Source organism: Rhizobium mayense (genome assembly GCF_030272705.1).
Taxonomy (GTDB): domain Bacteria; phylum Pseudomonadota; class Alphaproteobacteria; order Rhizobiales; family Rhizobiaceae; genus Rhizobium; species Rhizobium mayense.
Map to the genome: position 1 here is coordinate 1 of NZ_JARFYM010000026.1, position 24,704 is coordinate 24,704.

At 59.1% G+C, this 24,704-nt stretch carries 27 protein-coding genes and 1 tRNA gene; 10 read left to right on the forward strand and 18 right to left on the reverse strand.

The window, feature by feature from the left end:
• The 3 genes from PY649_RS24700 to PY649_RS24710 form a co-directional block, all read right to left on the reverse strand.
• Positions 1-306: alcohol dehydrogenase catalytic domain-containing protein (locus PY649_RS24700; RefSeq protein WP_285871456.1), on the reverse strand; the 306-nt coding region annotated here is incomplete at its 3' end.
• Between the two features lie 101 nt (positions 307-407).
• Positions 408-2,417: an acetyl-CoA carboxylase biotin carboxylase subunit gene (locus tag PY649_RS24705; protein WP_285871457.1), complete on the reverse strand. Its 2,010-nt coding sequence runs from the start codon at positions 2,415-2,417 to the stop codon at positions 408-410.
• An 80-nt stretch (positions 2,418-2,497) separates the two neighbouring features.
• Positions 2,498-3,424, reverse strand: a complete 927-nt coding sequence (locus PY649_RS24710) for a DMT family transporter (protein ID WP_285871564.1) — start codon at positions 3,422-3,424, stop codon at positions 2,498-2,500.
• Positions 3,425-3,657: 233 nt separating this feature from the next.
• Between PY649_RS24710 and PY649_RS24715 the strand changes: the two genes are divergently transcribed.
• Positions 3,658-4,080: a helix-turn-helix domain-containing protein gene (locus PY649_RS24715; protein ID WP_285871458.1), complete on the forward strand. Its 423-nt coding sequence runs from the start codon at positions 3,658-3,660 to the stop codon at positions 4,078-4,080.
• A 3-nt stretch (positions 4,081-4,083) separates the two neighbouring features.
• Here PY649_RS24715 and lipB read toward each other — a convergent pair whose 3' ends face one another.
• Positions 4,084-4,803 carry a lipoyl(octanoyl) transferase LipB gene (gene lipB / locus PY649_RS24720; protein ID WP_285871566.1) on the reverse strand — a complete coding sequence of 240 codons (720 nt, stop codon included), beginning with the start codon at positions 4,801-4,803 and terminating at the stop codon, positions 4,084-4,086.
• 246 nt (positions 4,804-5,049) lie between these two features.
• Between lipB and PY649_RS24725 the strand changes: the two genes are divergently transcribed.
• Positions 5,050-5,134, forward strand: a tRNA-Leu gene (locus PY649_RS24725).
• Between the two features lie 233 nt (positions 5,135-5,367).
• Complete coding sequence (locus tag PY649_RS24730) at positions 5,368-5,898, forward strand: hypothetical protein (RefSeq protein WP_285871460.1); 531 nt, start codon at positions 5,368-5,370, stop codon at positions 5,896-5,898.
• 70 nt (positions 5,899-5,968) lie between these two features.
• On the opposite strand, the gene PY649_RS24735 is transcribed toward PY649_RS24730, so the two are convergent.
• Positions 5,969-6,463, reverse strand: coding sequence for a peptide deformylase (locus PY649_RS24735; protein ID WP_285871461.1), 495 nt, complete (start codon positions 6,461-6,463; stop codon positions 5,969-5,971).
• 197 nt (positions 6,464-6,660) lie between these two features.
• Here PY649_RS24735 and mgtE point away from each other — a divergent pair, with 197 nt between their 5' ends.
• The 3 genes from mgtE to PY649_RS24750 all read left to right on the forward strand — a co-directional run bounded on the left by mgtE (position 6,661) and on the right by PY649_RS24750 (position 9,165).
• Entirely contained in the window at positions 6,661-8,079 is a 1,419-nt protein-coding gene (gene mgtE / locus PY649_RS24740) for a magnesium transporter (RefSeq protein WP_285871462.1), read from the forward strand.
• 156 nt (positions 8,080-8,235) lie between these two features.
• Positions 8,236-8,622, forward strand: coding sequence for a MerR family transcriptional regulator (locus PY649_RS24745; RefSeq protein WP_028753287.1), 387 nt, complete (start codon positions 8,236-8,238; stop codon positions 8,620-8,622).
• A 93-nt stretch (positions 8,623-8,715) separates the two neighbouring features.
• On the forward strand, positions 8,716-9,165 hold the full coding sequence (locus PY649_RS24750; protein ID WP_285871463.1) for a hypothetical protein: 450 nt from the start codon (positions 8,716-8,718) through the stop codon (positions 9,163-9,165).
• A gap of 42 nt (positions 9,166-9,207) precedes the next feature.
• Here the strand turns inward: PY649_RS24750 and PY649_RS24755 are convergent, their stop codons facing one another.
• The 3 genes from PY649_RS24755 to PY649_RS24765 all read right to left on the reverse strand — a co-directional run bounded on the left by PY649_RS24755 (position 9,208) and on the right by PY649_RS24765 (position 11,443).
• Complete coding sequence (locus PY649_RS24755) at positions 9,208-9,681, reverse strand: methyltransferase family protein (RefSeq protein ID WP_285871465.1); 474 nt, start codon at positions 9,679-9,681, stop codon at positions 9,208-9,210.
• A gap of 12 nt (positions 9,682-9,693) precedes the next feature.
• On the reverse strand, positions 9,694-10,683 hold the full coding sequence (locus tag PY649_RS24760) for an acetyltransferase domain-containing protein (protein WP_285871466.1): 990 nt from the start codon (positions 10,681-10,683) through the stop codon (positions 9,694-9,696).
• Between the two features lie 67 nt (positions 10,684-10,750).
• Positions 10,751-11,443 (reverse strand): DUF599 domain-containing protein, encoded by a 693-nt coding sequence (locus PY649_RS24765; protein ID WP_285871467.1) that lies wholly within the window; start codon positions 11,441-11,443, stop codon positions 10,751-10,753.
• Positions 11,444-11,643: 200 nt separating this feature from the next.
• Between PY649_RS24765 and PY649_RS24770 the strand changes: the two genes are divergently transcribed.
• On the forward strand, positions 11,644-13,050 hold the full coding sequence (locus PY649_RS24770; RefSeq protein WP_285871468.1) for an L-serine ammonia-lyase: 1,407 nt from the start codon (positions 11,644-11,646) through the stop codon (positions 13,048-13,050).
• A 35-nt stretch (positions 13,051-13,085) separates the two neighbouring features.
• On the opposite strand, the gene PY649_RS24775 is transcribed toward PY649_RS24770, so the two are convergent.
• On the reverse strand, positions 13,086-14,105 hold the full coding sequence (locus PY649_RS24775) for a serine hydrolase domain-containing protein (RefSeq protein ID WP_285871469.1): 1,020 nt from the start codon (positions 14,103-14,105) through the stop codon (positions 13,086-13,088).
• A 106-nt stretch (positions 14,106-14,211) separates the two neighbouring features.
• Between PY649_RS24775 and PY649_RS24780 the strand changes: the two genes are divergently transcribed.
• Positions 14,212-14,649 (forward strand): DUF1489 family protein, encoded by a 438-nt coding sequence (locus PY649_RS24780; protein WP_285871470.1) that lies wholly within the window; start codon positions 14,212-14,214, stop codon positions 14,647-14,649.
• Positions 14,650-14,658: 9 nt separating this feature from the next.
• Here PY649_RS24780 and PY649_RS24785 read toward each other — a convergent pair whose 3' ends face one another.
• The 7 genes from PY649_RS24785 to PY649_RS24815 form a co-directional block, all read right to left on the reverse strand.
• On the reverse strand, positions 14,659-14,934 hold the full coding sequence (locus tag PY649_RS24785; RefSeq protein ID WP_285871471.1) for a hypothetical protein: 276 nt from the start codon (positions 14,932-14,934) through the stop codon (positions 14,659-14,661).
• Positions 14,935-15,065: 131 nt separating this feature from the next.
• Entirely contained in the window at positions 15,066-16,583 is a 1,518-nt protein-coding gene (locus tag PY649_RS24790) for a serine hydrolase (protein WP_285871473.1), read from the reverse strand.
• 118 nt (positions 16,584-16,701) lie between these two features.
• The gene (locus tag PY649_RS24795; RefSeq protein WP_285871474.1) at positions 16,702-17,472 is read right to left on the reverse strand and encodes a hypothetical protein; all 771 of its coding nucleotides are present in this window, start codon (positions 17,470-17,472) and stop codon (positions 16,702-16,704) included.
• Between the two features lie 441 nt (positions 17,473-17,913).
• On the reverse strand, positions 17,914-18,519 hold the full coding sequence (locus tag PY649_RS24800; protein WP_432761400.1) for a transglutaminase-like cysteine peptidase: 606 nt from the start codon (positions 18,517-18,519) through the stop codon (positions 17,914-17,916).
• Between the two features lie 372 nt (positions 18,520-18,891).
• Entirely contained in the window at positions 18,892-19,881 is a 990-nt protein-coding gene (gene pip, locus PY649_RS24805) for a prolyl aminopeptidase (RefSeq protein WP_285871475.1), read from the reverse strand.
• Between the two features lie 69 nt (positions 19,882-19,950).
• A complete protein-coding gene (locus PY649_RS24810) occupies positions 19,951-20,580 on the reverse strand; it encodes a PilZ domain-containing protein (RefSeq protein WP_285871476.1) in 630 nt (209 codons plus the stop codon).
• A gap of 84 nt (positions 20,581-20,664) precedes the next feature.
• Complete coding sequence (locus PY649_RS24815; protein WP_285871477.1) at positions 20,665-21,327, reverse strand: PAS domain-containing protein; 663 nt, start codon at positions 21,325-21,327, stop codon at positions 20,665-20,667.
• 320 nt (positions 21,328-21,647) lie between these two features.
• Here PY649_RS24815 and PY649_RS24820 point away from each other — a divergent pair, with 320 nt between their 5' ends.
• A complete protein-coding gene (locus PY649_RS24820; protein WP_285871478.1) occupies positions 21,648-22,418 on the forward strand; it encodes a rhomboid family intramembrane serine protease in 771 nt (256 codons plus the stop codon).
• 167 nt (positions 22,419-22,585) lie between these two features.
• Positions 22,586-23,020 (forward strand): CBS domain-containing protein, encoded by a 435-nt coding sequence (locus PY649_RS24825; RefSeq protein ID WP_285871479.1) that lies wholly within the window; start codon positions 22,586-22,588, stop codon positions 23,018-23,020.
• Between the two features lie 163 nt (positions 23,021-23,183).
• Here PY649_RS24825 and PY649_RS24830 read toward each other — a convergent pair whose 3' ends face one another.
• Together PY649_RS24830 and hisI are read right to left on the reverse strand one after the other, a co-directional pair.
• Entirely contained in the window at positions 23,184-24,149 is a 966-nt protein-coding gene (locus PY649_RS24830) for a patatin-like phospholipase family protein (RefSeq protein ID WP_285871480.1), read from the reverse strand.
• 101 nt (positions 24,150-24,250) lie between these two features.
• On the reverse strand, positions 24,251-24,700 hold the full coding sequence (gene hisI / locus PY649_RS24835) for a phosphoribosyl-AMP cyclohydrolase (protein ID WP_120704234.1): 450 nt from the start codon (positions 24,698-24,700) through the stop codon (positions 24,251-24,253).
• Positions 24,701-24,704 lie beyond the last annotated feature (4 nt).

Genomic DNA, 24,704 nt, shown 5'->3' on the forward strand with positions numbered 1-24,704 from the left:
CTTGCGGCTGAGGCAGGAGGGGCATTCGCGGCATTCGGGCGTATAAAGCGGAATGACGTGGTCGCCTTTCTTCACCGAGGTCACACCCGGGCCGACATCAACGACGATGCCGGCGCCCTCATGGCCGAGGATCGCCGGAAACAGGCCTTCCGGATCGGCGCCTGAGAGGGTGAAATCGTCGGTGTGGCAGATGCCCGTCGCCTTGACCTCGATCAGCACCTCGCCGGCCTTCGGGCCGTCGAGCTGCACAGTCATGACTTCGAGCGGTTTTCCAGCGGCAACGGCTACGGCGGCGCGTACGTCCATCGTCTCATCCCTTCTAAATTAATGATTTGGCTAGTGCGACATTGGCATGGTCGCGCCAGACGGCTCAAGCGAAAAAGCGGAGGTTTAGTAGCGAATACGGATTAGGCGAATTCCATGATTACCGCATCGACGGCGAGGCTTTCGCCGGGCTTGGCGTTGATCTTGCCGACAATAAGGTCTCGCTCGGCCCGAAGGACGTTCTCCATCTTCATCGCCTCGACGATCGCCAGCGTCTCGCCGGCCTTGACCTCCTGGCCTTGAGCCACCGCAATGGCGACGACGAGGCCGGGCATGGGGCAGAGCAGCAGCTTCGAGGTATCTGGCGGCAGTTTGACGGGCATCAGCTTGTCGAGCTCCGCCTGGCGCGGCGTAAAGATCTTGGCCTGGACCGAGAGGCCCTGCCAGTCGAGGCGCAAGCCGTTGAGGAAGGGACGGATCTGGACCGTCATCTTCCGCCCGCCGACCGTTCCAGCCCAGATGGCGTCACCCGGGCGCCAATCGGTCGCGACCGGCAGGGTCGCGCCGTTGATCCGCATGTCCATCTCGAATGGGATGATCACGAGCCCGTCCTGCAGCGTTACGGGAATATAGCCCGCGCCAAGCTTGACGATCCACTCCTCACGCAACGGGCCCGTCGCCTGTCGCAACCTGTCGGCGTAGCGCTCCCGCCGGTTGGCGTCGACAAGGGCGCAGGAAAGAGCGACGGCAGCGAGCATGGCGGATTCGGCGCCGTCCGGTGTCATCGCCGCAAAGCCGTCCGGATATTCCTCAGCGATGAAACCCGTGGAAAGGCGGCCTTCGCGCCAGCGCGGATGTTTCATCAGTGCCGACAGGAACGGCATGTTGTGTGCGATGCCGTCGACCAAAAAGCCATCCAGCGCTTCGCCCATTGCGTCGACCGCTTCAAGCCGCGTCGGTGCCCAGGTGCAGAGCTTGGCGATCATCGGGTCATAATACATCGAGATTTCAGCGCCCTCGAAGACGCCGGTATCATTGCGGACAATGCTGTTGCCGCTCTTGCCCTCGCGCGGCGGACGATAGCGCGTCAGCCGGCCGATCGAAGGCAGGAAATTGCGATAGGGGTCCTCGGCGTAAAGGCGGCTTTCGATCGCCCAGCCGTTCAGCTTGATATCGTCCTGCGCAAAAGGCAGCTCTTCGCCGGCAGCGACGCGGATCATCTGCTCGACGAGATCGATGCCGGTAACGAGTTCCGTTACCGGATGTTCGACTTGCAGGCGGGTGTTCATCTCGAGGAAATAGAATTTGCGATCGCGGTCGACGATGAATTCCACCGTTCCGGCGCTCTGATAATCGACCGCTCTGGCGAGCGCGACGGACTGTTCGCCCATGGCCTTTCGTGTGGCCTCATCGAGAAAAGGCGAGGGCGCCTCTTCCGCAACTTTCTGATTCCGTCGCTGGATGGAACATTCACGCTCGCCGAGATAGACGACATTGCCGTGGGCATCCGCGAGCACCTGGATTTCGATGTGGCGCGGATCGACCACGAATTTCTCAATGAAAACGCGGTCGTCGCCGAAAGAGCTCTTGGCCTCGGAGCGGGCGCGCTCGAAACCGTCGCGCACTTCGCCCTTGCTCCAGGCGATGCGCATGCCTTTGCCGCCGCCGCCGGCCGATGCCTTGATCATAACGGGATAGCCGATCTCGGAGGCGATCTTTTCGGCGTGGTCAGCATCGTCGATGACGCCGAGATAGCCGGGCACCGTCGAAACCTTGGCGGCATTGGCGAATTTCTTCGATTCGATCTTGTCGCCCATCGCCTTGATCGCCTTCGGCTTCGGACCGATGAAGATGATGCCTTCCTGCTCCAGTGCCTCGCAAAATGAAGCGCGCTCGGAGAGGAAGCCATAGCCTGGGTGCACCGCTTCGGCGCCGGTTTCCTTGCAGGCGGCGATGATCTTTTCAGCGACGAGATAGCTTTCGGCCGCGGGGGCTGCACCGATATGGATGGCCTCATCGGCCATTTCGACATGCAGGGCATCACGATCGGCGTCGGAATAGACCGCAACGGTCGAAATCCCCATCCGGCGCGCAGTCTTGATCACGCGGCCGGCGATTTCGCCCCGGTTGGCGATCAGGATTTTCTTGAACATGGAAACTCCGCCCAATGCATAGCCCTATCAGCGTTTTAGCCATAAATCGCACCGGCGGTCCATGCGGAAGATCGGCCTATTCAGGCTGATTTCATCGATCGCGACTGAACACGCTCGCGCCAGATGATGAAGAGGCCCGATCCGACGATGATCAGGATGCCGATCCATTTGGAAAGATTTGGAAAGTCCCCGAACAGCGCATAACCCAGAATGGTTGCCGAGATGATCTCGAAATACTGGAACGGCGCCAGCAGCGACAGCGGCGCCAGCCGGAAGGCGCGGACGACCAGCATATGCGCATAGCCGGAGATCGAGCCGAGAATCAGCAGCAGCACGAGGCCGAGCCAGGAAGCGGGCACGGACGGTGCAAAATCGGCAACGCCAGCCGATGCCCCTATCCAGAGCGCCACGGCCATGAAGATCGTACCGCCAACGCCGGCCATGGTCTGCATGGTCAAGGGCGAATCCGCCATGCCGACCGCCCGGTTCATGAAGAGATAAACCGCGTAAAGAAAGGCGCAGGCCACCGGCAGCAGGGCCTTCCAGCCGAAAATCTCGAAACTCGGTTGAATGACGATCATCGCGCCGCCGAAGCCGACGACGATTGCCAGCCACCGCCGCCAACCGACCTTGTCGCCAAGAAACAGCGCCGAGAGTGCTGCCAGCATGAAGGGTTCGACGAAATAGATCGCGAAGACATCGGCAAGTGGCATATATTTGACCGCCACGAAGAACAGCAGGCTCGCCGCACCGTGCAGCGCGCCGCGCAAGAGGTTCACCCAGGGGCGCTTGGCCGAAAGTGCTGCCCATCCGAAGGCGGCGAAGAGCAGCGGCAGGGTGCAGACGAGCTGGAAAAAGAAGCGGTAGAAAGTCACCTGTCCCGGCGACATTGCCTCGAAGGTCGCCATATATTTGGCGATCGCGTCCATCACCGGCAGCACGACCATGGCACTGGCCATGATCACCATGCCTTGCAGCGGATTCTGATGGGTGGAAGAGGCTGACATATCGGACATGACGGGCCATCAAACACAGGAACGTCGTCCGTTCAAGGCATGGTATCAACATACCGTGGCCATTTCATCACACCATTCAGCGCAAAACGGCGGACTTTGCCAATATGGCCAGATCGCGGTGGCGACATGACGCCCTTAGACCTATGTCTGACTGGAGAAACCGCTAAAAAAATAAGCGCGCCGCTCAGAAATTCATCGGCGTGACCAAGATAAGGATCGCACCGATGTTGAAGACGGAACAAGAAACGACCGTTTTTTCCGATGAAGGCGACGATACTCTGGGTGGGCGCCTTTCCATGGCTCGTGATGCCGCCGGCATCAGCCTCGAATCGCTGGCAAGCCAGTTGGGGGTGAGGCAGGAAACGATGCTCGCCTGGGAATCGGATCGTGCGGAACCACAACCATCCGTTCTGGTCAAAATGGCCGCGATGTTCGGCGTTTCACCGGCCTGGCTGATGACGGGCGCGGGCGATGGACCGGGTGAGGACAGCGACGTACGGGCGCTGGAAGCCGTCAAGATCGAGCTTTCGCGGCTGCGCTCTGCCCACCAGGAAATCGGCCGTCTGATCGAGACGACGACGCGCCAGCTCGAGAGACTGGATCATCAAATCCGGCTGCGCAATGTCAGCAAGGACGTCGCGCACTGAGCCTCATCGAGGCTCATTCGCAGTATCGCCGAATACCTGCTCGAAAGCCTCCCGCAGGCGGATATCCACATCCGCCATCATCACCGGCAGGCCGAGGTCGACGAGGCTGGTGACGCCGTAAGCGGAGATGCCGCAGGGCACTATGCCCGAGAAGTGGCTGAGATCAGGATCGACGTTCAGGGATAGGCCATGAAACGTCACCCATTTGCGCACGCGGATGCCGAAGGCGGCGATCTTGTCTTCGGCCATGGTTCCATCCGGCAGCAGCGGTTTCTCCGGGCGGCGCACCCAGACGCCGACACGATCCTCGCGGCGCTCGCCGCGGACGTTCATCGAATCGAGGGTCCGGATGATGACTTCTTCCAGAGCGGCCACGAAGGCGCGGATATCCTGGCGCCGGCGCTTCAGATCCAGCATGACATAGGCGACGCGCTGGCCGGGGCCGTGATAGGTATATTCGCCGCCGCGCCCGGTGGCGAAGACCGGGAAGCGATCGGGTTCGATGAGGTCAGCTGCATTGGCGCTGGTGCCTGCAGTATATAATGGAGGATGCTCGACCAGCCAGACGAGCTCCGGCGCCAGACCTTCGGCGATCGCGGCCACCTCCGTCTCCATGGTCGCCACCGCCTCGTCATAGGGCACCAGACCATCGGTGATGCGCCAACGCACGGGCGGCGAGCCGGCAAGCGGAAACATTTGATGTTGAAGATCGGTGCGTAGCATCATCCGCAAGTCCTTTACGCCCATTCGACAGACGGTTCTCGTAGAAATTTGGCGCGCCGACGGGTTATCAACATATGGAGCCATTTGGACAAGATTTCAAACATCTACGGGACCGATGTCGGAAATCCCGGAGCGCCGCCAGAGGACCTGTGTGCGAATGTTAAAAAATCTGACACATCGCTCTTGTGCCCCCCGAATGCTTTTGCTACATGCAGCCGCGCCGGAGAAATCCGGCCCTACCACGATGCGGTCGTGGCGGAATTGGTAGACGCGCAGCGTTGAGGTCGCTGTGGGGCAACCCGTGGAAGTTCGAGTCTTCTCGACCGCACCAAAAACCCGCTTCGGCGGGTTTTTTGCTTTTTTGGCGACCGGAACCACCATTTCCTTTCAGGATTGCATCTCAGAGTAAAATGCTCTTTCTGATCGTTATTTCCGTACAGTTGCCGTTCATGTTCTTCCCCATATGGTGTCGCTGATCGCTCACGACTCGTGCGTCAATTGACAAGCGAAGGGGCGGGGATGCTTAATAGTTTCGACACTCGTCATAGAGCGGAGGATTTGCCAATGACCAGTCGTGCCATCCTGTTGATGTCTTTTGCGTCTCTTGCAGTTGTGGGCTCGATGGCCCTCTCATCGCCGGCTTCTGCGCTGACGATGAAGGAATGCAGTGCCAAGTATCAGGCCGCCAAGACGGCGGGCACCCTGAACGGCCAGTCGTGGAATGATTTCCGCGCCTCCCAGTGCGCCGCTGACGCAAGCGCTACTACCACCACCGCGCCGACGACCACTGCACCGGCCAAGACGACCACCACAGCCAAGACGACAGCTGCCGCCAAGGCCACCACCGAAGAGCCTGATGCCGCCAACCCGCCGGCCAAAGAGCCGCCGAAGGCAACGACCGCCGCGCCGGCCGGCGTGGTCTTCCCCAAGGCCGTCGATCCCAAATATGCGAGCGAAACGCCCGGCAAGGGCCGCTTCCATACCTGTGTCGATGCCTATAACGACAACAAGGCCAAGAACACCCTTGCCGGCCTGAAGTGGATCCAGAAGGGCGGCGGCTTTTACAGCCTCTGCAACACCAAGCTGAAGGGCTGACCTGCCGCGTCATGCAGACAGTCAGGCGGGCGCTTCAAAGGCGCCCGCATTTTTTTGTGCGAATGTCGAATCAGACTTTCGCCTTTTCCCATTTCTTCACCAGCCGGTCGCGCTTCAATTTCGAAAGACGCTGCAGCCAGAACAGACCGTCGAGCTGGTCGACTTCATGCTGAATGCAAATGGCAAGAAACCCGTGGGCTTCCGCTTCATGCGCTCGACCTTCAATATCCTGGTAGCGGAAGCGGATCGCCTTCGGCCTGACGATCTCATCCGTGAAACCGGGCATGGAGACGCTGCCCTCCATGTGCCGCATCGTCTCCTCGGAAAACCAGAGGATCTCCGGATTGACGTAGGTGCGCACGCCGTCTTCACGGCTGAGCTCGACAACGGTGACACGCTGAAGCACGCCGATATGGGCAGCGGTGATTCCGACGCCGGGAGCGGCGCGCATGGTGTCCAGGAGATCGATGGCGAGCCCGCGCAAACCATCGTCGAAGGCTGTTACGGGCGCGCAAATGGCCTTCAACAACGGGTCGGGGAAACGGATGATGGGACGGACTGGCACGGATCTCTCTGTTGATGGGACGACATGTTCGCCACCTAAGGATAGGGGCAAGACGAGGCTTGCGCCACTGTCTTACAGACACAACATAAAATGTCAGCATTTCCGTCTATCCAATTGTTGACAATCAGCTTTTTGCCGTCATTCTCCAAGAGGAAATCTCGAATTTCCATGAGCAGAAGCAGGAAGCGAGGCGGCAAATGACGACGACCGACGAAGACGAGCGCGTTCGCAAGGCCTCCACAGAAACCCATCCTGATATCTACGACGAGGACGGCGTCGTCCGCTCCGACTTCCTGACCGAAGTCAGCGACGCGATCGAGCGGCGCGATATTCCATTCCTGCAACAGAATGTCGTCCGGCTGCACGAATCCGAGCTCGGCGACCTGCTGGAATCGCTGCACCCCGACCAACGTCTGACGCTGGTGCAATTGCTCGGCGACGACTTCGACATGACCGCGCTGACGCAGGTGGACGAGGCGATCCGCATGGAGATCGTCGACCAGCTGCCGAACGATCAGATCGCCGCCGCTATCGGCGAGCTCGATTCGGACGATGCCGTCTACATTCTTGAAGACCTCGACCAGGAAGACCGCGACGAGATCCTGTCGCAGCTGCCGTTCACCGAGCGGGTACGACTGCGGCGTGCCCTCGAATATCCTGAGCAGTCGGCCGGCCGCCGCATGCAGACGGAATTCATTGCCGTGCCGCCATTCTGGACGGTGGGCCAGACCATCGACTACATGCGCGAAGAGGAGGAACTGCCGGAAGCTTTTACCCAGATATTCGTCATCGATCCGACTTTCAAGCTGCTCGGCAGCGTCGACCTCGACCGTATACTGCGCGCCAAGCGGCAGACCAAGGTCGAGAGCATCATGCGCGAGACCTCGCACCCGATTCCGGCCGAGATGGACCAGGAAGAGGCGGCGCAGGTCTTCGAACAGTACGACCTGCTGTCTGCCGCCGTCGTTGACGAAAACGAACGCCTTGTCGGTGTCCTGACCATCGACGACGTGGTCGACGTCATTCACGAGGAGGCGGACGAGGACATCAAGCGCCTCGGCGGCGTCGGCGACGAAGAGCTGTCCGACAGCATCCCCTCGACAGTGCGCTCACGCTTTGTCTGGCTGGCGATCAATCTGATTACGGCGATCCTGGCCTCTAGTATTATCAATGTGTTCGATGGCGCGATTGAGAAAATGGTTGCGCTTGCAGTGCTGATGCCGATCGTCGCCTCCATGGGTGGCAATGCCGGCACGCAGACGATGACGGTCACCGTGCGCGCGCTCGCAACCGGCGACCTCGATATCTACAACGCCTTCCGAGTCATCCGAAAGGAAGCGAGCGTCGGCTTCCTCAATGGCATTCTCTTCGCCATCATCATGGGCGCGATCGCCACTTTCTGGTTCCACGATTTCCAGCTCGGCATCGTCATCGCCGCTGCGATGATCATCAATCTCGTCGCAGCCGCGCTTGGCGGAATTCTCCTACCGTTGGTGCTGCATCGATTCGGCGCCGACCCGGCCATCGCTTCGTCGGCATTCGTCACCACGGTCACGGATTGTACGGGATATTTCTCGTTCCTGGGGCTGGCGACCTGGTGGTTCGCCATTCATTAAGGCGTAGATGAGTTCATCGGAACGTACAAAGTATGCTTTAATATTTTGAATCTAAAGCCCTTGTCCGAGATGCGAAGGCTTGCCGCCGTCCTGCGGAAATTGACTATTACGTAAAAGTCAATATGATGCGCCTTGCGAGATAAAGGCGGACCATTGTTGGACAGATACTATAGCATAACGGAGCTGACGCGGGAATTCGGGGTCTCCACCCGGACGCTGCGTTTCTACGAGGACGAAGGTCTTATCCATCCGGAACGCAGGGGGCGTACACGCTTGTTTCGGCCAGCCGACCGCCGCCTGATTCAGGAAATCTTGCGCGGCCGCCGCATCGGCTTCACCATTGCCGAAATTCGCGAGATTATCCAGGTCTACAAGGAGCCGCCGGGCGAGATCGGCCAGTTGAAACTCCTGATGAAGCGCGTCGACGAAAAGCGCGAGGAGCTACGCCAGAAGCGCAAGGATATCGAAGACACGCTGACGGAACTCGACAATGTCGAAGAGGCTTGCCTTGGGCGCCTGGCCGAAATTGGTGTAGGTACCTGATTACTGCCGTTAAAGTATAAGATTCTTCCTCATCGCCACAATTTCAACGAGAACACTTTGTAGAAACGGAGCGTTCACAGAGGGTTATGGCGTATGGCGACAAGATTTTGGTTCGTCTTCGCGATAGGGATCGCGCTCTTTCCGTTCAATGTCAGAAACACCCAAGCGGCGGATAACGACAATGCCGACATCCCGGTTGCCTACGCCCTTTTGCTGGATGGCAAGGATGCGATCTATGGCCAACTCATTTGCCAAATTCATATTCGCTGTCAGCTTATCGACAACCAGGACACTCAGGTTCAGCTGAGCGTTACCATTGATTCGAATCTATATTTGGCGGGCCAAGTTAGCGTCCAGTGCGGCGGCCTCAACTGCTCTTTTCTAACCTGGAAAACATCGACCCGGCTGGAAGGAGTTTCTCATGGGAAAAAAGTCGGTGAGTTCGATCTTTATGCCGGTGAAAATGATTCAGTCGCGATGGACCTGGTGCAACGCACGAGAACGAAGATCGGTCGTATTTTATTCCTTATTGAAAACCGATAAGCAGCGACTGAACGATTCTGCGAGCGATCGTGCGGCACGATATCAAAGCCACCGCCGCGTACGCCTACAGTAGAACTCGAATTCGCAGCCGAAGCGGGAGAGCAGATGCATCTCCTCGCAGCGAATGACCAGTAGCGTGGTCAAGGCCGCCGCCACGGCGGCCATGGCGACGAACCAGACATTGCCGATCATCAAACCGAGACCTGCCATCAGCAATGTGTAACCAAGGTAGGTCGGATTGCGGGTAAAGCGGAACGGTCCCTTGGTTACCAGATGCGCCGTGCAGCGCTGCGTCAGCACGGTCGTGCGGCTATCTATCAATGTCTTCACCGCCCAAACGTTCAGGGTGACGGCGACAATGGTCAAAAGAGCGCCGATGCCCCAGGCGATGAGTGCCCAAAGATGGGGCAAGTACACAGGATAGTCCTGTTTCAGATAAAGCGCCGCTATAACTGCAAGACTATAAACTAAAGGCGGCCATGGAAAACTCAGCGACTTGGAACGATAGGCATTCATAGAATAACCCTGTCATTGCGCTTGCTCCGAACACAGTAACGCGATTCGGTTTATTCGCTCATCGCTATCTGCTCTGATTGCCCCGGATTCCAGGGGCGTAAAGAGGTTTTGCGCCTGCAATTTATCGAGCGTGCACTGGCAGAAGCTGTGGCACATGGCTTCGGTACCCGACCGGACGCAGGAAGCCTGGCATTGCCTCACATAGGTGACGGTGGGGTCGGGCGGCGGCGCGGGTGCGACCAGCGAAAGGAGATAGACGAGGCCGAAGAGCACCGGCTGGTGCACGAGATAGAAGATCAGGCTGTGGCGGCCGGCACGGGCGATCAGGTTCCGCCCGGGACCGAGCTTTGCCAATGACCGAAGCCATCCAAGCGATGACGCCAGTTGCGCCATGCCGAGGCCAAAAAGGAAGGGCGTCAGCCAGGGGAAGAGCGGCACATAATCGTTCGAACGCGGCAGGCTCTCCGACAAGCCGATCCAATAGAACCAGGGCGCATCGAAGACAGCGGAATGTAGCGAAAACGGTGCGATTACATTATCGACGAGGATGCCGACGAGGAGCAAAGCAGCGATCAGCAGCGTTGCGAAAGCGGGCAGGCGTAGGAAGAGCAGACCGATGATGCTGGCGGCGGCGATGCTATGCAGGATGCCGAAGAATATCCACTCGTCGCGCATGCCGATGAAGGTGACGATCGAGATCGCCGCAGCGGCAGCAACAATCATGCCGAGGCGCTTGAAATAGGGCCGCCAGCGGATTTCGGGTGTGTTGGCAAGCACAAGGCTGAAGCCGGCGAGAAACAGGAAGGTGCTGGCAATGGCGCGGGCATAGATTTTCAGCCAGCCGGTCTCCGCCGTGCCCGGTTCGAGATAGCCGAAGAACTCGAAATCCCAAGTACAGTGATAGCTCGCCATCGCCAGAAGCGCGATGCCGCGGGCCGTGTCCAGAATGCCGATGCGGGGCAGTTTCTGCGGCGCATCGTTGCTTTCGGCGATAACGGCCATCGGCAGGTCCTTCCAGGCATAAATTCAAGTCGTTGGCGCCGACTTGATTACCGCCGGCGTCGCGATGTCATGGCACATCGATATCCATGATGGCCAGACGGGCATCCGAAAAAAACTGCCGGCGCACCAGAACGATGATGATGAACATCGTCGTGACCATGAATACGTAAGGGCTCAGAAACCAACCGAGATAGCCGATCGAGAGGAAGATGGCTCTTAGCCCCGCGTTGAAATTGCGCGCGGCGATAATGTTCATGCGGATCACCCGCTCGGCGGCGCGTTCCGCTCCCAAGGGGTCGAGTTCGGCGTCCTCCCGCATCGGCAAGGCGCCAAAGAGAATGGTGCAATAGTTGAACAGACGATAGGCCCAGCCGAATTTGAAGAAGGCGTAGCCGAATAGGCAGGCAAGACCCGCCACCTTGATCTCGAAGGCGCCGCGACCGCCGTTGAAGACGAAAGGCATGTCGGAGAAGAAGGCGTTGACTTTGTCGGTGGCGCCGAGCAAGGCGAAGCAACTGCCGATGGCGAAGATCGATGTGGAGGCGAAGAACCCGGTGCCGTTCTGCAGGCCAGACAGAATCTGTGTGTCGATCATCTTCAGGTCGCGGCGCAGCGAATTGTAGATCCATTCGCGCCGCCGCTCGTTCATTGCCAGCGTCAGGCTGGGGCGGTTGAAGAAACGGGTACTACTGGTGATCCAGTTCAGGGCGACCCAGAGGAGAACAAAGAGGGCGAGGGCGACATAGTCGGCGGTCGTCATGAAGGCAGATTCTCCAGGTCCATTTGCCCGTCGACTGTAGCGCACGTCCATTCGGGCGCAATGGTCTTATGTTTGCGCCATAAGATGCCTACATGTAATGTCGCAGGCATGAAATCCGATGTCGGTCGATCGCCGTAGAGGGTCGCGTTGATGGCGTAGCCTTGCTGCTGCGCGATTTGCCGGGGAGGCACCAAAGGTCCATGTTTCTTTCAGTTTTCGATGTTTTCAAGATCGGCGTGGGGCCTTCCAGTTCACACACGATGGGCCCGATGTCAGCCGCGAATCGTTTTCTGGATCTCGTGCTTTCGAACGAGTGGCCACGGCCGTCCTCGAATGTGCATGTCGCTTCGATCAAGGTCAGCCTGCACGGCTCGCTCGCCCATACCGGCATCGGGCACGGCACGGGCAGGGCGGTGATCCTCGGCTTGATGGGTGAGCGGCCTGATGCGGTCGACCCCGACCGGATGGATGTCATCATCGACGAGGTGGAGCGCAGTGGGCACATCACGCCGCCCGGCCATCCGACCTATCAATTCCAGCCGAAGACCGACCTGATCTTCGACAAGAAGGTGCCGCTACCGGGCCATGCCAACGGCATGAGCTTTTCCGCCTTCGACAAAGACGAGCGCCTGCTCGTCAAGCGCATCTATTATTCGGTCGGCGGCGGTTTCGTCGTCACCGACACCGAGCTCGAACAGATGCGCGCCGACAAGAAGAAGGCCGCCTCCGGGGAGCGAATTCCGTTCCCCTTTGCGACCGCCAAGCAGATGCTCGATATGGCCGAGCGCTCCGGTCTCTCGATCGCGCAGATGAAGCGGGCCAATGAAGAGACCCGCATGAGCAGCGAAGAGCTCGACGCCGGCCTCGACCGCATCTGGGCGGCAATGAACAACTGCATCGATCGTGGCCTGAAGGTCGAGGGCATCATGCCAGGCGGCCTGAAGGTGCGCCGCCGGGCGCGCGCCATCCACGACAAGCTGCAGGAAGAATGGCGCAGCAACCGCATCAATCCGCTGCTCGCCAACGATTGGCTGAGCGTCTACGCGATGGCGGTCAACGAAGAAAATGCCGCGGGTGGGCGCGTGGTCACCGCGCCGACCAATGGCGCGGCCGGCGTCATTCCGGCGACAATCCGCTACTACCAGCATTTCCACGAGGATTGGGACCAGGATGGCATCCGCAACTATCTGCTGACCGCAGCTGCCGTTGGCGGCATCATCAAGCACAATGCCTCGATCTCCGGCGCCGAAGTCGGCTGTCAGGGCGAGGTGGGCTCGGCGGCAGCTATGGCGGCTGCGGGGCTTGCCGCCGTCATGGGCGCGACGCCGGAGCAGATCGAAAACGCCGCCGAAATCGCGCTGGAACACCATCTAGGCATGACCTGCGACCCTGTCGCCGGCCTCGTGCAGGTGCCCTGCATCGAGCGTAACGCGCTCGGCGCCGTCAAGGCCGTGACGGCTGCATCGCTCGCTATCAAAGGTGACGGCCAGCATTTCGTGCCCCTCGACGCCTGCATCGAAACCATGCGCCAGACCGGCTACGACATGAGCGAGAAGTACAAGGAAACCTCAACGGGCGGCCTCGCGGTGAATGTGGTAGAGTGTTGAGCAGCCGGGTCCGTCAGATCGCCCGGGATCGACGGTCATTCAGTGATCGGTGTGGTCAAAGGCACCCCGATTGTGCGGCTGGCGAGAAGCATGGCCTGCAATTGCTCGATCTGCTCGCCACGTGGGCCGTTATCGGAATTTGCCACCCTGTGAACCATGACCGTTCCTATGGCCGGAAAGACCATGATGTACTGGTGGCCCAAACCGGAGGCCCAGTAAAAATGCTTCTCTTCCTGAGGGTGGTGCACTGACGTCGCCGTCGAACGTAGTATGTATCGCCCTGTCCACCAGCTGTAACCGAATCCGGCGCCGCGCCCGAGATCCGTATAGGGTTTAACGCTTTGGCTAACCCATTCCTCCGGAATGAGCTGCACGCCATCCCATCGCCCCGAATTCATAAAGAGGAGGCCGACGCGAGCGAGATCGCGAGCCGACATTCTGATCTTGTAGGCAGGATGCTCGGATTGGGGAATTGTCTTGAAATAGAAATGCTCCGGCTGAAAATCCTGCATCTGCAATGGCTGCGCAATACGGCGCGAAAAATCCTCCGCGATCGGAACGCCGGTCAGGCGCTCAAGGATGACGCCGAGAATATTGAAGCTCCAATTGTTGTAGAACCACTGCGCTCCGGGGCGGTGAATTCCACGAGGAGGCAATGTTGCTGGGTTCTGGTCGGCCGCGGCATGATAGATTCCCGATCTCGACGTCAGAAGGTCTGCAACGGTCGCTTGTTTCTCCACAAGTGTCAGCGCCGGCTCGCAATCATCGATGCCGAGATCAGCGAGAGTCGCGTTCAGATCGATCATTCCTTCGGCTTCATGCGTACCGATCAGCGCACTCAGCAGACTTTTGCGCATCGAGGCAATGCCCGTGACATCGGCGGCGTTCCCCCAGGCGCTTACAACGAATCCATCCTGCACGATCATGATGGCTGAGGACCCGATGGAGGCTGCAAACTCATAAGCATTCATCAAAGCGGCACGAGACCATCCAAGGTCATCTGGCTCATTCGCCATCGTCCATTCACTGCTGGGGTAGTTGTCGGCACACCTCATCGATATCTCCGCGAATCGCTCAAGGCCTTACTGGGATGATATCGAGTTTGTGGACGTCCGGCGCTAAAAGCTTGACGCTGCGGGCCAAAAGGATTTCAACGGCGTCATGGCTTTGCATATCATTAAATTATGCGTGGGCGCTGACTCGCTAGAGGATCTGCGCGAATGGGTTTCCGAGCGAGCGATGAGCGCCATCGCCGCCGGCCTGGAGCCTCATACGACCCATACGACCCGGATGGTGCCGAAGCGCGTGGATGAGCTGCTGGATGGCGGCTCGCTTTATTGGGTAATCAAGGGGCAGGTGCAGGCGCGGCAGAAGCTGCTGGGTATCGAGACCTTCACGGATGTCGATGGAATCCACCGCTGCCGGCTTATTCTCGATCCGAGCGTGATCGAAACCGCCAGCCAGCCGCGTCGGGCCTTTCAGGGCTGGCGCTATCTGCCGCAGGAGGATGCGCCGCGCGATCTCGACAGCTTAGGCAGCGGCGTCAACGAATTGCCCGCCGATCTGCGCCGCGAACTTTCCGAACTGGGATTGCTTTAGAGCGGCCGCTCAGCGCAGCCGCATCAACACCGGGGCTTGGCCGTTCGGCGACGTGATGTGCAGGTGGATGTGGGCTTCCGGCTGCGAATAACGCCAGGCGCGGGCACCGTGGCAGAGCAGGATAGTGATCAGGTCTTTCGTCTTGTTGCGTGAACGCGAGCGGTTGAGGCCTAGATCGGCCAACCGCAGCGCTGCCTCATGCAGCGGATGAAGAGCAAAGCTCTTCGATTTCGTCTTTCCCGCGCCATCGAGCGAGAAACCTGGGAAGTTCTCGTTCATCGCCATTTTCACATCCCCGTAACACATTACAAACTCAGGGCCGACCTCACAGACATCTGAGGCCGGAAGGACCGGATATCGCCGCGCGATATCCGGCAGAATTCTGAACGATGCGGCACGGAACGCCGTGTCACACCCTATTCCAAGCTCGCCCAGCACTTCACGCCGGCCTTCTTGAGAGCTTTGCAGGCGTTAACAGCCGCATTCTGGTCTTCGAAGCCGCCGAAGCGGGCGCGATAGCCGCCGTCATAAGCAAGCGTGTAGGCCTTGGCCGAGCGCAGCGCCTTGCCGCCCTTGTTCTTGGCGGTGTCGAGCAGATCGCTGGCGCCATCCTTGCTGGAAGAGACGCCGATCTGGACGACCCAGCCGGTGGGGCCGGCGTCAGCCTTGGTGGCCTTCTCTTGCTTTTCGACCTTCTCGGCCCTCTCGATTTTCGGCGTTTTGATGACTTTGATATCGGACCTAGGGGTCGAAGCCGTCGTAACGGTGTCGACTTCGTCCGCATCACTGTCATTCGCCGCAGATGCCGGCTCGATGGAGGCGACTTCTTGGGTTGCGGCTGGTTGCTTCTGCTTGGTCACTAGCAGCGGATTGTTCGACTTCGGTGTTATCGCCGCAAAAGCCGCGGCGCTCGACGGCTGACGATCGTCGTCGGCCTCGGCGGTTTCATCATTGCTCATCTTCGCGCTGCCGGCGGCAGCCATGCGAGCACCTGCGGCCTGGACATTAGGCGCTTCCGTCGCCGTCTGCGCAACGACGTTGGAGGCAATATGCTTCGTGGATGCTTGTGGCAGGTAAGCGGCGATCAGCTTGCGCATCTGGTTGTCGCGCGCAGGTGTCGAGGCGCCGCCGAGCACTACGCCGACGATCGACCGGCCGTCGACTTTCACCGACGTGGCGAGGTTGTATCCAGCTGCGCGGGTATAACCCGTCTTGATGCCGTCGACGCCGCGGATCGCGCCGAGCAGATGATTGTGACCCGGGATCACCCGGTTACCGAGACGGAAGCTCGTCTGGGAGAAGAAGCCGTAATATTGCGGGAAGTGCTCACGCAGGGCAACGCCCAGACGAGCCTGGTCGCGCGCCGTGGTCATCTGCGCGGTATTCGGCAGGCCGTTCGGGTTGCGATAGGTCGTGCGCGTCATGCCAAGCGCGTGCGCCTTGTTGTTCATCATGCGGGCAAAATTGTCTTCCGACCCGCCGAGCATTTCGCCAAGTGCCATAGCCGCATCATTGGCAGACTTGGTGACGATCCCAAGGATCGCCTCCCGAACAGTCACCGACCGGCCGGTACCGATGCCAAGCTTCGTCGGGGCTTGCCAGGCTGCGTGCTGTGAAAAAACGACTGGGGTATCGAGTGTGATCCGGCCGGCCTCGAGCGCCTCGAACGTCAGATACAGCGTCATCATCTTGGTCAGCGACGCTGGATAGTGAAGCGTATCCGCATTTTCGCTGTAGAGAACATTGCCGGTGTTCGCATCAATAACTATGCCCGCGTATTTCGGGCCGCCGGCTGCATTCGATGCATCGACCGTAACCGTCACCGTCGCCGTCGTGATTACTAAACCGAACAGCACCCTCGCCAGCAAGTTGCCGGAGTGCGATGAGGATACGGAGAAAATTGATCTGGACACTACTTCACTCTCTGCTTGCATTTACGTTCTCAATTATCCGGCCGCCGCCTCCATGAACGCCCGTTGGGGTTTAAGAGTAGGGGCTTAGCGTTACCAATCGGTTTATGATGAACAGTTGGTTTCAAGTTTCCGCGTCATTTTAGTCATCACTTACCGAGATGCCGCCCGCGCCGGGCGCATCGACGAGGCGGGCGTTGACGAAGCTCCGGACTGCATCATCCATCCTCTGCCAGTCGCCAAGTTGATTGCTGGAAAAGCGATAGAGCACGCTGAGGTCCTTGCCGACCTTGATATCTCTCTGGCAGTCGCCGCTGGTCGCCTGATCCGGCGAGGAGGGCAGGATGCAGCGCACGACGTAATCCGGCTCACCGACGCGCGGCGCTGTCAGAAGCGCCTCGCCGCTATAGCCGGCATCTGCGCGCAGGCGATGTGCCGTCAATCCATGCGGACCGGCGAAGGCTTCACCGTCCATCAGATGCGAATAGATCGGCTCCAGCCGGCCGGACATGTCGCGCGACATGGTGCTCTGGCTGAGCTGCAGGAAAATCAGCGAGGCGGACTGCGAAATATCGTCAAAGCGCAGACGGTCGGCATCTCTATAGCCCTGCATTTGCGGCCAAGTGAGATAGAGATCGACGCGCTCGGCGACACCGTTTACCCGCTCGCTCGGGAAGCGGATGGCATTGGCGCCAAGACGCAACGTGTCCTCGCCAATCGTCACCGTGACCGGTGTGATACTGTCCGTATGGCCGGCCAGCGAGATCTTCTCACCGAGCCAGCGGCCACCAATGGTGATGGCGACAGTGAGAGCAGCAAGCACGGCAACGCCGGCTGTGAGACGGTAAACCAGGCCGCTCGATATCAGCGGCTGTTCGTCTATCGCGGAGGCGGACGACAGAGGAGGGGTCATGCTCTTGCCTTCGGTTCCATTCCGCCTTGGAAACCATCGTCGATGACGTCCCCGCCGCGGCTCAAGACCCCTGATGAGTCTCGTCATGGAATGATTGCCGCCACGATGGTTAACGAGTCGTTAAGAATGAATTGGTGTGCATATTTATTGGCGCATATACCTTTCTGAAAATCGGGGCAGATTTCGGGCCAGCGGAGCAAAGCCCTTGCCGGAATCGCAGAACATCCCGACCTTCTTGCTTTTCGCAATTTCAGACGGCCAGCCGCCGGACGCTTTTCCTGAAGTCGGACTATCCAGGCTCCGGAAACAAAAAGAGCCGTTCCCGGGACAGTGGGAACGGCTCGGAGGCGCCGGTCAGGACAAAAATGCGGGGACAGACCGGAGCCTTTGGCCCAGACCGCCGATGCTAGGTCACCGGCGATCGCGTGGAGGGGTGATGACTTACTTCAAGCTGCCGACTGCGACGGCGCGGCCATCCTGTATCTTGACCCAGCGGGCCGGATCGTCGGCGGATTGGCGCTTCAGGAAGGTGTATTCGGTATCCGACCAGAGCTTCACCTTGTTGCGCATGTTGTCGAGTACGAAGTCGCCGCGATCGGTGCGTACCGTCAACACGGCATGGCCTTCGCCATTCGGCTGCAGCACGACGGTCATCAGAAGATCGGAGACAGAAAAGCCGGCTTCAATCAGTTCCTTGCGCTTCAGCAGCGCGAAATCCTCGCAGTCACCGGCCGTGGTCGGGATCGCCCACTTTTCCTCGACGCCATAGAGTTCCATGTCGGTCATCGGCTTGATCGTCGTGTTGACCGCATAGTTGATCTTCAGCATGGTCTTCCACCGATCTTCCGTGAGGATGACGGGACCGGCATCGCCACCAGCATAGGCACACTCCTTCGGATTTTCCTTGCAGAACTCATAATGACCGATCGGCGGCGCAGCGTCGCCGGTGAGCGTCATATTGGCCGGCGTCGCGTGGGCGAAGCCGAGACAGCCGAAGGTAAAGAGAGCCATTGCGGCATAGCCGCGAAGAAGGAATTGAAAGCTCATGTCCGTGTCCCTGTTTTATTGGGATCAGAATGACATGCAGGCTTTTATCCCGCGCAAAATTACGCAGTTAAATTAAGGACTTAGTTGATTCAAATGCGGATCGAATTGTCATAAAATGAGAGCAAACCTTGAATCAAACTTTCTGAGAATTCGACTAAAATTTGAATGTTTTCCCGCTCGGGCCGGCGTACCGAGTTTCCTCATATGCTATTGTTTTCAAATGATTTTTGTTTCGACAGCAGAAATCAGAGGGGCACAGCATTTGCCGATAGCTGAGCCGAAACGAGACAGTCGCTTCTGCTCGCCACATCCTCGGAGACTCGGCGATACCCGAGTTTCCCCGTGCGTTGTGCCATTTTGGGAAAGAGGCGTTCAAAAAAATTTTTGATTTTTTTTGCCGGCGGCAATCGTGCGGAACTCGTTTGTCGCTTCGACAATGACTGCCGACATCTCCAGCGTTCCCGGCGAATGGGCGGAATTGGGAACGATGACCAATCTAGCCGCTGGCCATGCCCGTGACAGCTCCCATGCTGTGACAACGGGCGCATCGAGATCGAGCCGACCTTGGATCATCGTGCAGGGAATGCCTGCAAGCCGTTGGATGTCCCGCAATACCTGGTTCTCGTCCAGCCAGCCGCGATGGTGGAAGTAATGGGTGATGATGCGCGCTCTTGCGGCAACATATCGGGGATCAGACCAGCGGCTGGGTAAAGCCGCGCGTGGGTCGACAAGGATCGATGCCGATTCCCAGTCGTGCCAATCCTTCGCCGCTTTGAGATGAATGGCTGGATCGGGATTGGAGAGGAGGCGACGGTATGCGGCAACGAGATCGCCGCTGCGGTCGTTTTCCGGAACGGCCGCACGGAACCGGTCCCATTCCTCGGGAAAGAAGCGAGCCAGACCGCTATAGAGCCAATCGATCTCGGATTGCCGTGTCATGGTGATGCCAACGACAATGAGGGCTGCGACGCGTTCCGGATGCGCTTGAGCGTAGACCAGGGCCAGAGTGCAGCCCCAGGAATTGCCATAGACCAACCAGCATTCGATACCGAGAAAAAGCCGGAGCTGCTCGATGTCGCCAACCAAATGCCATGTCGTGTTGGCGGAAAGATCGGCTTCCGGCTCGGACGCATGCGGCAGGCTTCCGCCGCAGCCGCGTTGATCGAATTGAATGATGCGAAAGTGTTCCGGATCGAAAAAGCGGCGTGTGCCCGCGGAACTGCCCGACCCCGGACCACCATGCAGGACGACGACGGGAACGCCGTTCGGATTGCCCGATTGCGTCCAGCGGATGCTGTGGGCGTCACCAACATCGAGCATTCCCTGATCGTAGGGCTCGATTTCAGGAAAAAGCGTCTTCATCGGCCATCCCGCAGACAGAGGGGGAAACGCCGCTATTTCCGGAGTCGGTATGACAGCACAATGACGGGATTAGAGGAACTCGCGTAGCGTCTCGCGGGATTGCACCGAGAGAAATTCGATTGCGACACCTTCCATGAAGTGGCGAACGACGCGGCCGCGCATGTTGCCGAGACGAACCGGCGTTCCGATCGGCGGACGTGCCTCGACGTCGACGGCAGCACCCGAGAGCGACAGATCCATGATGCGGCACACATAGTGCGTTCCGTCTTCCAGCGTCAATTCGCTGAGGTTGGTGCGCGGTGTCAGGCGATCGTGGCGACGATCTTCCGGTAGACCGAGCTCATGCTTGTTGGCGAGCCAAGTGAGCTGAGCGGCGAGCTTTTCGCGCTTGCGGTCAGTCGCGTTGATCGACATGCTGAAGCCACGGCCGTCGACGGCGACGACATGGCCCTCGACACGGCCGAGATGGTCGATATAGGCCACGACACGCTCATTGGTGCGCGGACGGCCCTGGCAGGTCACATACATGTCGCCTGGCGACATGTCGGTAACCAGGCATTCAAACTCTTCGTAACTGGCCAACATCAAGCGGCCCTGCATATTGATCGGAACCCGCTGAAAGGTCCCCTGATCCCTGCGAGGCGCATTCCCTGCCATTTGGTTTGGCCGCGTCGTTTGGGCTGCCTGGAATGAATGCATGAAAGGGCTTCTTGAACCAATTATGTTTCGTGCAATCACTAGCCCAAACTTATTAAGGTAAGGTTGTCTTCCCTAAGGGAAAGCTTAGAGACGACGGCCGAAACTGTGTCGCGATGGGTCAGACGGTCCTTGATCGTGTGCGCCGGTCTTTGGATTCAGCATGCGGCGCATCAGCGCACCGACACCGACACTGTCATGGCGGGAGATCAAATCTCCGTGTTCGGGATGAGATGGCAGTTCAACGGGGCGGGCAGGGCGCTCATACAGCAGGCTGCTACGGTCGAGCGCCAGGAACTCCAGGCGTTCGCTACCGAGCCATGGTGAGTGTGCCATCGGCGTCAGACAGCCGAGCAGCCGATCACAGACATCGCCAGCCGAACGCAACGGCATCAGCACCATTTCGAACGTCATGTGGCAACCGCTGATGCTGTAACCGGTGGCCTTGATGAGTGCAGGAACCACATGCGCCATCACGCCGGCGGCGATACGCACGGGATCATCAGGCTGGCTGCCGGCCCACAGCGCGGTAAAACTCTCGCCGCGAAGCTCGCGCCCCATGAGACTGCAAATCGCCGTCCCGGCCAGCCGAAAGCGCGGCGCCTCATGCGGCACAGCCTCCAGAATAAAGAGCTCGGGCAGAATATGACGGACCGCCGAAGGCTGTATCAAATTGCGCAGGGGCGCATCCGCGTTGCCGCGAAGCTGCTCCCAATAGGTAAATATCTCGATGCTGGTTTTCTGCCGCATGACGCGTCCGTGTCCCGTTTCAGGTCAAATGCCGGGGCATTCATTGCCCTTGCGCAATGCCTTGCTTATTTCGTGCCAACGCCGAGACGTTAAGGTTAATAGAGGGTTTCATTTGCCTCACGCGGCTGTGAGTGAGAGAAATATTCCATCACTTCACGAAGTGACCTTCAGCACAGACTATCGGGCGTTGGGACATAAACCATTGCGGCAAATCCCAATGAGGGGCGCCCGAGCAAGCCGTCCATCGGGGTTGGACGGCTTTTTTTTTGATATTTGCTGCTGTATGTCTCGAGTCCCTTCTCAAGAGATCCGAGCAAGACATGGATGATGCAGAGCCACCGCGCCATGAGCCCGAGGAAAATCGGCCGCCGCAGCGCGTTCCTGCCTTCAACGTGCCGCCTGTCATCCTCGCAAGCCTTGGCCTGTTGATCGTCGTCTTTGCTATTCAGAACCTGCCCTGGTGGTCCGACGATACGCTGAACTGGCTGTATTTCACCTTCAGCTTCATTCCCGCCCGCTATGCCTTCCCGCTGTCGCAGCAGGGGCTGGAATGGCTGTGGACGCCCGTTACCTATTCGCTCCTGCATGGCAGCATCGAACACATCGTCTTCAACGGCCTGTGGCTGATGGTCTTTGCCGCGCCCGTAGCGCGTCGCATCGGCGTTGCGCGCTACGTGATCTTCTGGATTCTTTCAGCGGCTGCATCGGCATTCCTGCACGCCGCCATCTATTGGGGCGATCAAAGCTTGCTGATCGGCGCCTCGGGCGTCGTTTCAGGGTTGATGGGAGCGGCCTGCCGTTTTGCCTTTCCGGCGATGGACAGTCGTCGCGTCGGCATACGGCAGGCGCATCTCAATCCGCGGCTCTCGATCCGGGCTTCGCTGCGCAGCCGTACGGTCGTTGCCTATATCGTGATGTGGATCGCCGGCAATGCGCTCGTCGCTTTCGGCATCACGATTGTTGGCGATAGCGCCCAGCCGGTCGCCTGGGATGCGCATATCGGCGGCTTCCTTTTCGGCTTCCTGCTGTTTGCCCTGTTCGACAAGCAACCTCGCATTGAAGTCGAAAACCCGGCTCCACCGGCGGCATGAAGCTGTTGCTTTCTCGTCCTCACTAGCGCACCATCGCCCCTTGTCGGCCGTGATGGGGAAGAGACCGGCGCGGTCGATGACGGGAGCAACGGTCTGAAACCTTGAGGCGGTTTCGGAACAAATCCGGGGCTCATGTGTTCACTGTGCTTTCGAGATGGGAGGATCGAATGTCAGTCTCCGTAAAAGCCATACTTGATGCCAAGGGTCGCAATGTCGTTACCGCCGGGGCTAATACGACCCTCGCAGAAGCCGCCAAGATTCTGAACGAGAATCGCATCGGCGCCATCGTCGTCATGGGAGTGGCAGGCAAGATTTCTGGCATCTTCACAGAGCGCGATGTCGTCAATGCAATCGCCAAGCACGGCCCGGACAGCCTCAACCAGCCGATCGCTTCGCTGATGACGGCGAGGGTGCACCGCTGCAAGGAAGACACTACCACCGATGAGCTGATGGAGCTGATGACGCATCGCCGCTTCCGTCATGTCCCAGTCGAAGAAAAAGGCAAGCTTACCGGCATCATCTCGATCGGCGACGTCGTCAAATGGCGGATCCGCGAAATCGAGCTCGAGACTGAACAGATCAAGGCCTATATCGCAGGGTGAGGGTGAGAAGCGGTTCGGCATGGCCGAAGCAATCGACCCAGTTGGGTCGATTGCAGCGACGAGCGCTGTAAGCCCAAAGCGAAGGGCCGGGTGGTGCGGCATTCGCGGATCTATGTGTTCGCCGGGGCGAAATCAGATCGCATCGATCGGCATAGATTTGCGCCTAGCGCGCAAAGGCTTCCTGCATGCGCCTGATCTCTGTAAGCCGGGTCGATGCCTCTTCGTAGCCGCGGTCGATCGCTTCGCCGGCACGATGAAATTCCGACAGACCGATGTCGCTAAGGCGCGGGTGCAGCGCCAGATCCGGCGGGTCGCCGGCAAGGCGAGCGCGGGAAATCCGATCCTGGATGATGTTGAAAGCCTGCACCATAACGCCGGTCATGCCGAGCTTGGTATAGGGCGCTTCGTCGCGGCGTTGCTGCTCACCATGCAGCGGACCCGCAGTGTGTTTGACGACGGCGGAACGGCCGAAAAGGTCATAATGCAGATTGATGGCGACCACGAGCGGCTGCTCGTAGGCGCGGCAGACGGAAACAGGCACGGGATTGACCAGGGCGCCGTCGACCAACGTGCGCCCGTTGGTGCGAACCGGCTCGAATATACCGGGCAGGGCATAGGAAGCCCGCAGCGCCGTGATCAGCGAACCATTGGCGATCCAGACCTCATGGCCGGTATTCAGTTCGGAGGCGACGGCAACGAAGGGTCGGTCAAGTTCCTCGATCGAAAAGCCTTCAAGATGTTCCTGCATGCGCTTCGTCAGCCGCATGCCGCCAAAAAGGCCACTGCCGCCGATCGTAAGATCGAGGAGGCTCGCGATGCGACGCATGGTCAGCGAGCGGGCAAAGGCCTCCAGTTCGTCGAGTTTGCCGGCGAGATAACAGCCGCCCACCAGCGCCCCGATGGAGGTGCCCGCGATCATGCCGACCTCGATGTCAGCCTCGTTCAGGGCGCGCAGCACGCCGATATGCGCCCAACCGCGGGCAGCACCTCCGCCGAGCGCCAAAGCGATCTTTACTTTTTTGGGGGGAACAGAGGCGGTGGGCGGGCCAGGAATGTTGGGCGAGATGGCTGGACCCGAACCCACAGGAACCTGTCCGGCGCTCTGACGAATCAACCCCCAATTCAACATGGTACCCTCCGAGGCCTATACTTGCCTCTTGCTAAAATACTGTCCCTTTTTTGTTTCCAATTCGTATACTTTTTATTGCTTGCTCAGTCGGCATGCGGTGCTTAGTGCCCATAGACCTCGCCGGGATCGAAATGCAGGTGATCGTCAACGACGTTGAGCACCGGCTTTCCATCCTCCAGCTCGACAGTGCGATAGAAACAGGAACGTCGTCCAGTATGGCACGTCGCGTCGTGACCGGCGACCTCAACTTTCAGCCAGATAGCATCCTGATCACAATCGGTACGCATCTCCTTCACCGTCTGCAGATTTCCGGAGGTTTCACCCTTTTTCCATATTTTTCCGCGCGAACGGCTGAAGTAATGCGCTGTTTTTGTCTTTATGGTCAGTGCCAGGGCCTCGGCATTCATATGCGCGACCATCAGCAGTTCACCGTCATGAGCATCGGTAACGATCGCTGTGATCAGGCCGCGATCGTCGAAACGGGGGGTGAAATCTCCGGCATCCTCAAGTTCGGATTTGTCTGCGGAGGGCTCGTTGAATACCAGGTTCATCTCC